Annotated in this window: 9 protein-coding genes; all 9 read left to right on the top strand. The window is 46.5% G+C overall.

Translation table 11 applies throughout. The annotated features are described in order from the left end of the window. The 9 genes from AC5JBY_RS32265 (at position 1) to AC5JBY_RS32225 (ending at position 11,857) form a co-directional block, all read left to right on the top strand. Positions 1-1,884: an alpha-L-fucosidase gene (locus tag AC5JBY_RS32265; protein ID WP_495908834.1), complete on the top strand. Its 1,884-nt coding sequence runs from the start codon at positions 1-3 to the stop codon at positions 1,882-1,884. A 9-nt stretch (positions 1,885-1,893) separates the two neighbouring features. After that, positions 1,894-3,063: a glycoside hydrolase family 88 protein gene (locus AC5JBY_RS32260; RefSeq protein ID WP_495908833.1), complete on the top strand. Its 1,170-nt coding sequence runs from the start codon at positions 1,894-1,896 to the stop codon at positions 3,061-3,063. Between the two features lie 102 nt (positions 3,064-3,165). Then, entirely contained in the window at positions 3,166-3,636 is a 471-nt protein-coding gene (locus AC5JBY_RS32255; RefSeq protein WP_495908832.1) for a hypothetical protein, read from the top strand. A gap of 10 nt (positions 3,637-3,646) precedes the next feature. After that, positions 3,647-4,687 (top strand): outer membrane protein assembly factor BamB family protein, encoded by a 1,041-nt coding sequence (locus tag AC5JBY_RS32250; RefSeq protein WP_495908831.1) that lies wholly within the window; start codon positions 3,647-3,649, stop codon positions 4,685-4,687. 220 nt (positions 4,688-4,907) lie between these two features. Beyond that, complete coding sequence (locus AC5JBY_RS32245; RefSeq protein WP_495908830.1) at positions 4,908-5,426, top strand: hypothetical protein; 519 nt, start codon at positions 4,908-4,910, stop codon at positions 5,424-5,426. A 102-nt stretch (positions 5,427-5,528) separates the two neighbouring features. Continuing rightward, entirely contained in the window at positions 5,529-8,351 is a 2,823-nt protein-coding gene (locus tag AC5JBY_RS32240) for a T9SS type A sorting domain-containing protein (protein ID WP_495908829.1), read from the top strand. Positions 8,352-8,464: 113 nt separating this feature from the next. Continuing rightward, on the top strand, positions 8,465-9,853 hold the full coding sequence (locus AC5JBY_RS32235) for an alpha-L-fucosidase (RefSeq protein WP_495908828.1): 1,389 nt from the start codon (positions 8,465-8,467) through the stop codon (positions 9,851-9,853). 206 nt (positions 9,854-10,059) lie between these two features. Next, positions 10,060-11,202 carry a glycoside hydrolase family 88/105 protein gene (locus tag AC5JBY_RS32230; RefSeq protein WP_495908827.1) on the top strand — a complete coding sequence of 381 codons (1,143 nt, stop codon included), beginning with the start codon at positions 10,060-10,062 and terminating at the stop codon, positions 11,200-11,202. Positions 11,203-11,284: 82 nt separating this feature from the next. Continuing rightward, a complete protein-coding gene (locus tag AC5JBY_RS32225; protein ID WP_495908826.1) occupies positions 11,285-11,857 on the top strand; it encodes a hypothetical protein in 573 nt (190 codons plus the stop codon). Positions 11,858-11,988 lie beyond the last annotated feature (131 nt).

Here is an 11,988-nt window from a genome sequence, read left to right as displayed (position 1 = left end):
ATGAGTAATTGTAAGATATTATTTACAACTGGCCTGAGCATCTGCTTGGGCATTAATTGTCTTGCCCAAACCGTCGGCGACGAAGACAAAGAAATGTTCAACCGCTCCAAAGACCGCGATCAAAAAGTGATCGACGAAGCGGTGAAAGGGTGGTGGACCACTTCCATGAAAACACATGAACAACGCATACAATGGTGGCGCGATGCCCGGTTTGGTATGTTCATCCATTGGGGTGTTTACTCCCTGCCCGGTGGGGAATGGAAGGGCAGGAAGGTAGGCGGCTATGCTGAACATTTAATGCGCAAGGAAAAGATCACCCGCAAAGAATACCTCGACCTGGCCCACCAGTTCAATCCGGTAAACTTCAATGCGGAGCAATGGGTGCTGCAGGCAAAGCAGGCCGGTATGAAATATTTTATCATCACGGCCAAACACCATGATGGATTTGCCATGTACAACTCCGGTGTATCCGATTTCGATATCATCGATCAAACACCTTTCAAACGCGATCCCATGGCCGAGTTGGCTGCTGCCTGCAAAAAACATAACGTGCGTTTCGGCTTCTATTACTCACATGCTTTCGATTGGGAACATCCCGATGCACCGGGCAACGACTGGGAGTACAACAATCCCGGTGGCGATAAACTCCTGCATGGCGGTGCAAATTGGTTCGACGCGCATCCCGAACTGCTGCCCAAAGCACAAAAATATGTAGCGGAAAAAGCAATTCCCCAGATCAAAGAACTGATCAATAAATACCATCCGGATATATTATGGTTTGATACACCCCACAAATTGCCCCTGTCGGAAAACATCCATATCCTGCAGGCCATTCGGGAAACTGATCCCAACGTAGTAGTCAATGGCCGCCTGGCCAGAAGTGCCGCGATCAGTTTTGGCGATTATAAGAATACGGCCGACCGGCCTGCTGAATTCTTCCCGGTGGAAGGTGATTGGGAAGCGATTCCCACCACGAACGAGTCCTACGGATACAGCAAATATGATAGCAGCCATAAATCAGTAGCCTTCTTCATTCAATTGATGGCAAAAGCCGCTGCGCGTGGCGGCAACCTGCTCATGAACATTGGTCCTAAAGGAGATGGCGCATTCGATACAAGAGATGTGACCATTCTGCAAGGCATCGGCAAATGGGTGGACAAGAATTATGAAAGTGTAGGAGGCGCCGGTATTTCAGGTATGCCGTTGCAAAATTGGGGCGTCACAACCCGTAAAGGTAACAAACTATACCTGCATGTTTTTGAATGGCCAAAGGATGGAAAGCTTTATGTAGGAGGTTTGCAGACGCCCGTTAATAAAGCAACGCTGTTAACCGATGCTACCAGGAAAGCATTGCCTGTAAAAAAAGAAGCACAGAATGTCCTTGTCATACAACTACCGGTTAAAGCACCTGATACAGCCAACACGGTAGTTGTATTGGAACTCAAGGGCAGCATGAAAGCTGATACAGTTCGCTTTACCGCTCCCAACATGCGAGAGACTCGTTTGCTTGCCTTTGATGCCGTAAGGATGGGTAAGGGATTGCAATACGGAGACGGAAAGACAGGTCGTTATTATGTTGATGGGTGGGCATCGAAAGACCAATGGCTTAGCTGGCAGTTTAATACTACAATTTCTGCAAAATATAAGGTCGTCATTAAATATCTTGCAGGTGCAGACGCCGGAGGTACGTACGTACTTGATATCGATGGTATGAAAGAAGAGAAGACCGTAAACAAGGCGAAGGCAGAGGCAACTGTAATAACGGAAACCCTTGGTGAGGCGGTCATCAATGCTGGTACACACCAGGTAAATATCAAGCCAGTTACCATTGCAGGAAAAAAATTGATGAAACTATTGGAAATACAATTGATTCAAGTCCCATAAATTGATACTATGAGGTTAATAAGTAGTTTAGTAATAGGTGTTTTATTACAGGGAAGCCTGCAGGCGCAGGTAAAATTGCCAGCCGTATTTGCAGATGCTGAAAAACAAACACAGGTAATGCTACAATCAGTACCTGCTGCCAAAGAAGGCAAAGCCGACCTGGTATCGCCACGCACCATTGAAAATGGCAAACTGAAGTTGGTGGCCTCCCGCGACTGGACCAGTGGTTTCTTCCCGGGTGTATTGTGGTTCCTGTACCAATATACAGGCAAGCAGGAATGGCTCACACAAGCTAAGGCTTATACTGCCAATATCGAGCGGGAGAAAACGAACGCAGGCACCCATGATATGGGCTTTAAGATCTTTTGCAGCTTTGGCACCGGCTATCGCCTCACGAACGATGCTGCCTATAAAGACATCATCATACAATCCGCCAAAACACTGTCTACACGTTTTAACCCTACAGTGGGTTGCATCCGTTCCTGGGATCACCACAAAGAAGTATGGGGCTTTCCGGTGATCATCGACAACATGATGAACCTGGAACTGTTGTTCGAAGCGACGAAGTTCACTGGTGATTCCTCTTTCTACAAGATCGCGGTGTCCCATGCCAATACTACCATGAAGAATCACTTCCGCCCTGACTACAGTTCATACCACGTCATTGATTACGATACTACCACAGGTGCAGTAGTAAAGAAAAATACACACCAGGGCTATAGTCATGAATCTGCCTGGTCAAGAGGACAGGCTTGGGGACTGTATGGCTACGCGATGTGCTATCGGTATACAAGAAATCCCATTTACCTGCAGCAGGCCGAGCACATTGCCGCTTTCATATTGAACCATCCCCGTTTACCCAAAGACCTGGTGCCTTATTACGATTTCGATGGACCGGATATTCCCAATGCACCACGCGATGCTTCTGCCGCAGCGGTCATTGCCTCAGGTTTGTATGAGCTCGCAGGCTACAGCAAAAATGCTAAACTGTACCGCTCCACAGCCGATAAGATCGTGACCAACCTCACCAAATCTTACCGTTCACCCATCGGTGAAAACTTCGGTTTCCTGCTCCTGCATAGCACCGGCTCCAAGCCCTCCAACAGCGAAGTCGACGTACCGTTGAACTACGCCGATTATTATTACCTCGAAGCCTTATTAAGGGGAAAGAAGAAGTAGAACTGAAATAAACATTAATGTAATATGAGAGGTCCCATGCCGCACGCATGGGATTTCCTTTTATGCCAACTAACAACGACATTTACACCCTCAATGAGTTCTATGCGCACATGGTTACTGATCGTTGGTTTGGGAATTACCTTATTCGGTTGCCGCTCTAAAGGCAATAGCGCAGTTCACGGCCTGCCTGTCACAGATCAAAAAGAAGTAAAAGACATTGCCGGCACCTGGTATGCTACACCAGCCACCTACGCCATGCTCGACAAAAAGAGATACGCCCGCGATTCCGTATACATACGCCTGAGCCCCGATTCTGCGTTTAAAGTACGTTTACCGGATTGCCTCGACGCTGCCAACAAAGGCGGACTGGTATGGGATGCCATTGGTGCCTGGCGCCTCTTTAAAAACGAAGGAGCCTGGAAGTTGGGTATGTCCTTCGAGAGAGGTCGCCTGTTTAGGCATAGCACCTTTACAGATTTCGATATTGTGATAAAAGACTCCCTGCTCACACTGGTACGATATGTAGGCAATCCCGATAAAGAAGAAGCGTTAGAGTTCAGGAAACAACCATAATCCTTCAGCTATGCGATTAATTCTGCTGCTCTTGATAATAAACATCTTTCAGGGTTGTCATCTGGACAAAGAAGATGGATATCCTGACATCCGTTACGCCAAAGGCGATATTTGGGTGAATAATTGGAGAAATAATAGTTTCCCTGCAAAAGCATTTGTAGATGATAAGATTTACTGCAGTAGTGCCGGATTTAGTACCAGAGATAGCAGTGAACTATTGTATTGCCTGAACCTGAAAACCGGTGTGGTAGACTGGAGGACGGAAATGAAGCAGTCGGCAGGTGCGCCTCCTGTTGTATGCGATAGCTTTATTTACTTCTGTAATTACGTTGGAGATATTTTCAGGTTGGACAAACAGGGAAATAAAATATGGCAACAACAGACAAACGGCAGTTACTGCGGGCATTTTTTGAATCCCCTGAACAATAACCTGATTGTACATACTATCGAAGATGGTACCTATGAATTTGCACTGGGTGATGGAGCTGTAGTGAACCATTTTGCCCCTCGTTCTTTGGGCAGTTCCATGCCGGTTTTTTATAAGGGGCATATGATCCAGGCTGGTATAAGAGGTGATTCAACCTCTGCTGTAGGAAGGTTACTTCGCTGTATAGATTATGCCGCCAGGAAAAGTATATGGGAATATGACATGGGGGAAGATGTTGATAATCTGTTTGTCAATAAGGGTAGGGTATATTTCATTATAAAAGATCGTAGGATGCATTGCGTCGATATTGTGTCCGGAGCCCATGTATGGCAATCTGAATCATTGAAGGAACCTGGTTCTTTGGGTATTGGTTATACTATGGCATTTGATCAGGGGAAAATAATTTGCTGGGAGCATAATTTGAACGATTTCCTCGTATTGGATGAAGATACAGGAGGGAGTGTAGTAAATGTCAGTTATCAGGAGGTATTGAATATGCACCTGATGAAACCCCGGAACTACGATTATGCAGTAAAAGTAGGTGATAAGCAATACACAGTTCGTGTATCAGACAGCCTGGAGGGACCCGTACGTGAATACAATGTGGAGGTGATTAGGAAGTAAGACCATCCCCGGCTTACCAACACCTCCAAGCCCTTCCCGAAACAACACACACCTTCAAAGCCGAAGAATACCTGAAAATATTTCCCCGCCAATAAAACATACTGACATAGGGTTGTCAGTGCGCCACTTTTACTTTGCAATAGACTTTCGATGTCATCCTGAGCCTGTCGAAGGATTATTGAAGCCTCCCTTATATTAATTAAAACATAAAAATATAGCCATGAATCCCATACAGTTCAATATAGAAGGTGATTTAATCATTACGCCTTCTGCTTCTTCTTCGCAACATGATTTTGATTTCCTGCAAGGCTGCTGGCAGGTGTATAACCGCAAACTGAGGTCAAGGTTGAATAACTGCACGGAATGGACAGAATTTCCGGCTACGCAGGAGCTACGCAAGATATTGCTGGGTATGGGCAATACAGATATCTTCAGCACAACTTTTGACGATAAGCCCTTTGAAGGGATGACACTCAGGCTGTTTAACCCGGCCACCCGGCTGTGGAGTATCTATTGGGCCGACAGCAATAGGGTAACGATGGATCCACCGGTAGTAGGCTCCTTCCATGAAGGAATAGGACACTTCTTTACAAAAGATACTTATAATGGCCAGGAGATCATTGTACGGTTCAATTGGGATGCTACCAATCCCGTACAGCCGGTATGGAGCCAGGCCTTTTCGGCCGATAAAGGCGAAACCTGGGAATGGAACTGGTATATGTATTTCAACAGAGTTTAATGTATACAGTGGGATGCTATTTCTTGCCAGAATGATTGAATAAAAAGCAAAACAGTTAGCAACAGCGGTAAAGAATTATCAGTTAGTTTGGTAAAAGCCATTATGAAAATAAACTTTACCCCATGTAAGGCGCCATCAGTGCGTCTATTCCTTGCTGTATTGACATTTTTCCTCTTACAATTACAAGCAGTTGCACAGTCTCCGTTAGTGTCTTTGCAAAACGGACAATTGGTATACAACCAATACGCCAATGAACGACAGCAAAATGCCGTGAACAAAGTGCCCGACTTTTCCAATGCAGGCTACAAAGGTGGCGGTGTGCCATTGCCGGTACTGCCGGTAATGAAAACGATAGAGCCCATCGCAGGCGATTGCAGGGCATTGATCCAGGCAGCTATTGATGAAGTGAGTGCAATGACACCGGATGCCAACGGCTTCCGGGGCGCAGTGTTGCTGAAAGTAGGCGTATATCCGTTGGAAGGCACTTTATTTATCCGCACCAGCGGAGTGGTACTGCGCGGAGAAGGTACAGGCTTACAGGGCACCGTGATCATAGCCACTAAAAAAGAGCAACACACGCTCATCACCTTGCAGGGAACCGGCAGCGGTTATGCCGAAGTAAGCGGCAGCCGCAAGAAGATCACTACTCCTTATGTAGCTAGCGGTACTAAAACATTCGAGGTTGCCGCAGGCCATGCCTTCCAGGTGGGAGACAAGATCGTGATCCAGAAAACACCCAACGAAGCATGGATCGATACACTGGACATGCGCCAGTATGGATGGACAGCCTCAGCATACCGTAATACCTATGAGCGCAACATTGTAGCCGTGCAGGGCAATACCCTTACAGTGGATATACCGGTGGTAGATCCTATGGAAGATGCTTACGGCGGTGGTGATGTATTCAAATCGAATATTACAGGCCGCATTCAGAATAGCGGCGTGGAAATGCTCCGCCTTGAATCTTATTTCGTCAACAATGATGATGAAAGCCACGGTTGGAATGCAGTGCAGCTGAATCGCGCAGAAAACTGTTGGGTACGCGATGTGATAGCCAAATATTTCGGCTATGCGGCAGTGAGTATCTCCAATATGTCGCGTTACAATACAGTACAGGATTGCGGCATGATCGATCCCAAATCAGTAACCACTGGTGGACGTAAATATTCTTTCAACCTCGAAGGCAATGCAACCTTCAACCTGTTCCAGCGTTGCATGACCTGGGGCGGTCGCCACGATTTTGTGACCGGTTCGCGGGTGCCACGCCCCAATGTGTTCCTCGATTGTATGGCTGACAACACCCAGTCGGACATTGGCCCCCACCATCGTTGGGCAACTGGCTTGCTGTTTGACAATATATACGGCGGACAAATTCACGTACAGAACCGCAAGGCATCAGGCAGCGGGCACGGATGGGCCGGTGCGCAAACGATGTTCTGGAACTGCTACGCCTACAAAGGAGATATTGAAGTAGAGAGCGCACCCACATCAAAGAGCTGGGGCATCGGTTGTATAGGTCCCAAACAAACGAGTGGCGGCTACTGGGAGAGCTGGGGTACACATGTATTACCCCGCAGCTTGTACCTACAACAATTACAGGATCGCCTGGGCACACAGGCTGTACAAAATATCGTTACACCCGAACAGGCACAGGGACGTATCTGGGACAGCCTGCGCGCCAGGGCCACCCGCATTGCGCAGGAACCTAAAGTACCTTATGGGACCAGCGAGCCCAGCGCTTCTTTCGACATCACGGATAATGGCGGGCAGATCACCGCGCAATATCCCAATACCTCCAAGCCAACGGAAGATGTACCCAGCATTATCGATAACAGTACTACCACCAAATATTACAGAAGTGGCAGGACCAACCTCTGGGTACAGTACCAGTCTACGGTGCCTGCTATTGTTACCCGCTACACCATTACATCCGCCAATGATGTGCCAGAGCGTGATCCGAAGAACTGGAGATTATTAGGTTCTAATGATGGCGTTAACTGGGCGGTGTTGGATAGCCAGGTCAACCAGAGCTTCGCTACCCGTTTTCTCACCAAAACGTATACTATCGACAGCAACACTACACTGTATACTTATTATCGCTTGCACATAACAGCCAACAATGGTCACTCAGGTACCCAGTTTGCCGAATGGGAATTGTTCGAAAGAAGGATACAGTCCATTTCGTTTGGGGACATCCCCGATCAAACCTTTGGAGATGATCCCTTCGAGTTGTTGGCAAGTAGTAATGCTGGTCTTCCACTGGCTGTGGAAGTTGTTTCCGGTCCGGGCACACTGATTGATTCTTTCGTAACAATGACAGGCGCAGGCAGCATTATATTACGTGCCAGTCAGGCTGGTAATGCAGAATACTTCCCGGCAACAGCCGAAAAGATAGTTACAGTAAACAAGGCATCACAGACTATTACTTTTGACGCCATAGCGCCCAAACTTAAAAACGAAACAGTGAACCTGTCGGCCACAGCTACTTCCGGATTGCCAACTATCTTTAGCGTTGTGTCTGGACCGGCTACGTTGACAGGTAATGCTTTAAAGTTAAACGATGAAGGACTGGTAACTGTTCAGGCAGAGCAACCCGGCAACGAAAACTATACAGCGGCAGCACCGGTACAACAAACCATCCTTGTATTAGGGCTCGACTACCTGAGGCCAGGCTTTGCCTTGCTGGTATACCCGAACCCAACAACCGGTCCGTTGAAAGTGAAACTGTTCAATAAGAAAAAGGAGCGGGGATATTCCTTCCTGTTGATCGATCGAAACGGAAATGTTGTTGCTACAGCGACCATTCCTGCCGGCAGCACAGCCAGTGAAGTAAACTTTAACATCAGCCACGTGCTGAATGGCCTTTACTTCCTGCACATTACAGATGGCATAGAAAAGGCCGTGAGGATAATTGTGAAGTATTAGTAGATGCTAATAAAATTGAATGGTATGCCAATCGGCTGAATAAGCGTAATTTATATCTGATTAATTTGCTGTTGATTACGGTTACCATATTCTTCAAATTGACACTTGTAAAGATGAAACGATTTATTTACCTGCTATTAGCCTCTTGTATCCTCGCGGGTACCACTATGGCCCAGCCTTCCCCTGCTTTAACGAAAGACCAGCGCATGGAATGGTGGCGTGAAGCCCGCTTCGGTATGTTTATTCACTGGGGCGTATATGCAGTTCCGGCCGGTACTTACAAAGGTCAGAAGATCAATCGGATTGGTGAATGGATCATGAACCGGGGTAAAATACCGGTTACTGAATACCAAAAGTTTGCTCAGGACTTCAATCCCATGAAGTATGATGCAGATGCCTGGGTAAAGTTGGCCAAAGAGGCAGGTATGAAATACATCGTCATCACTGCCAAGCACCATGATGGATTTGCCCTGTTCGATACCAAAGCCAGCAAATGGGATATCGTCGATGCTTCTCCTTATGGCAAGGACCTCCTGAAACCACTGGCAGAAGCCTGTCGCAAATATGGCGTTAAATTAGGGTTCTATTATTCCCATGCACAGGACTGGAATAATCCCGGCGGTGCGGCTGCCCGTAAAGTGGCCAGTGAAGGTTGGGCCAATCCCGATTCAGCACGCATCGATGCATATACAGCTGCCAATAAAGGTCACTGGGACCCTGCCCAAACCACTAAAACGATGGCCCAGTATATGGACGAGGTAGCTGTGCCACAAGTAAAAGAACTACTTACCAACTATGGCGATGTGGCTGTACTGTGGTGGGATACGCCAACCGATATGACAGATGAGTTTGCGGTAAAACTCAACGAACAGTTGAAACTGCAACCACATATTATTACCAACGACCGCCTCAAACGGCCCAATTATGCGGGCGATTATACAACACCCGAACAACGCATTCCCAAAGTAGGGGAGATGGATGGTAAAGATTGGGAAACCTGTATGACGATGAACGGATCATGGGGATACAAGAGCTACGATAACGCTTGGAAACCTGTTACTACATTGGTACAGAATTTAATCGACATCGCTTCGAAAGGAGGTAATTATCTCTTAAACATAGGGCCCAAAGCCGATGGTACAATTCCTGCTGAAAGCATTGAGCGTTTGCAACAGGTCGGTGCCTGGATGAAAGTAAATGGAGAAGCTATCTATGAAACAAAAGGTAGCCCACTGCAGCCACAAACCTGGGGACGCATCACTAAAAAAGAAAACAATGGTAATACCATTCTGTACCTGTCCGTATTTGAGTGGCCTGCCAATGGGAAATTGGAAGTGTCAGGCATAAAGAACAATGTAGTAAGTGCAAAATTGTTGAGTAACGGGAATTCTATTAAAACCAACACTGCCGGCGATGTACTTAGTTTGACATTACCTGCAACACCAACAGATAAGATTGCTTCTGTAATTAAAGTAGAGTTGAAGGGCGACTTGCTAAAATAGTTGAATAGGAAGCAAACAGTCCGGTGAGAAGAGTAAAAAAATAGCTGTCTATTGCATATGTTTAGTAGAAGTGAACACAGAATATAGCAAGGTTTACAAATGATAGTCACTTTTACTTACGCTTTAAACGGTGGTGAGTCATTCTGCGGGCAGCATTGGGCCTTGCCGGGTGGCTCACCTTATTGATTATACTAACATTGATGTCTATGAATACAGCATTCAAAAGCCTGTTGCTGGCAACAGGTGTTTTGTCTTTTACCAGCTATACGGTACCTGCCCAATCAGATAAAGGCACTGGTCTTAAGAATTGGCCCAAAGGAACTTCACCCCTTGAAGTAGGTAAGAAAGTAGCGGCCCGCTTTGTGGAGTCCCCCCACCAGAATTACGGCAGGCCACAGCCGCCCAAATACATAACCTATCCCGAAGTTTGTGCCTGGTATGGCGCCCTCACCTTCGCAAAAGAAAGTAAGGATAAAGGATTGACAAAACAATTGGCCGACCGATTTGAGCCCTTGTTTACTACTGAAGCAAATATGATCCCCGTTCCCGATCACGTGGATTATTGTGTATTTGGTTCCGTTCCCTTGGAACTGTACATGCAAACAAAAGATCAGCGATATCTCGACATGGGCAAAGGCATTGCCGATAAACAATGGGGGCCGCCCGAAGGCGCGCGCGTAAAACCGGAAAGCCAGGATTATTACAACCGTGGACTTACCTGGATGACACGTATGTGGATCGATGATATGTTTATGATCACGGCAGTGCAGGCACAGGCCTACCGCGCTACCGGCGATAAAAAATACATTGAGCGCGCTGCCAAAGAAATGGTAGTATACCTCGATTCATTGCAAAAGCCCAATGGACTTTTCTACCACGCGCCTGATGTACCCTTCTTCTGGGGCAGGGGAGATGGCTGGATGGCGGTAGGTATGGCTGAGTTGCTGCGCTCCCTGCCAAAAGACAACCCCAATCGGGAACGCATCATGCAGGGATATAAACTGATGATGAGCTCCCTGCTGAAATACCAGGCAGAAAGCGGTATGTGGCGCCAGTTGATCGACGATGCCGGGTCTTGGCCCGAAACCTCCTGCACAGGTATGTTCACCTTTGCCATGATCACCGGCGTAAAAGAAGGCTGGCTCGACAAAAAAGCCTACGAACCCGCAGCCCGCAAAGCATGGCTGGCACTGATCTCTTATATTGATGAAAAAGGAGATATCCGCGAAGTGTGCGAAGGAACCAACAAAAAGAATGACCGCCAGTACTACCTCGATCGCAAACGCAATATCGGCGATATGCATGGCCAGGCGCCTGTACTCTGGTGTGCTACAGCCCTGCTGAGATAATGACCTTTTATAACTTTTGTTTAAGAGGCCGTCTCCAAAGAAAGAGGCGGTCTTTTTTTATTTTGTGACCTGATACAACAACATGCTCGTCGAAAATAAAGGAATAAGAACAGATAGATTTTATGTGCCTCCTTTCGAATTGAAAGCCGGAGAAATTGTCGTTTTGTGCTTATTTCATGGACAACATTTTTACGATTCAGCTATGATGCTGAAGGATATTTTTACAGGTAATGCAAAGAATGATAATGTTATTATTCACAAAAAACTAACTTTCATTGAGTATTTCAGGGAGCCAAAGCTTAGGAGTATTTTTTATCCGGTAACAGTGAAGGAATACCTGAAAAAGAACGCCGGTTTGAATAGTCCGTATACGAAAAAGATTTATGAAAACAAATGGATTAACGAAAAGACAAAAGTTCAAACGTTGGCTTGGAATCCGCGAAAATTATTAAGTTTATATGCTACCTTTTCAAAAACAAAAGATATCATATTTGATCTTATTGGGTTAGATCCTATGGGGGCAGATACAGTTTACGCAGAAGTTAAAGAGGCGGTACGGAACGGTGGTGCTGCAATTTTGCTGGATGGTCATAGCGATATGAAAGACGACTGTACGAAATATATTGAAGTAGAGTGGGACAACAATAAATATTGAATGACTCTTACTGCAAGCATTCTGGCAGTTGATTACCCTACTACTCATAAGGCATTGTTAAAGGGCGGCCATTATGACCGCCCTTCGTTATTGAATGGTTATTGCGGCCTGCCACGTTTAACTTTTGCCCA

It is taken from the genome of Paraflavitalea sp., assembly GCF_059502485.1.
This window is presented reverse-complemented; position numbering and strand designations above follow the sequence as displayed.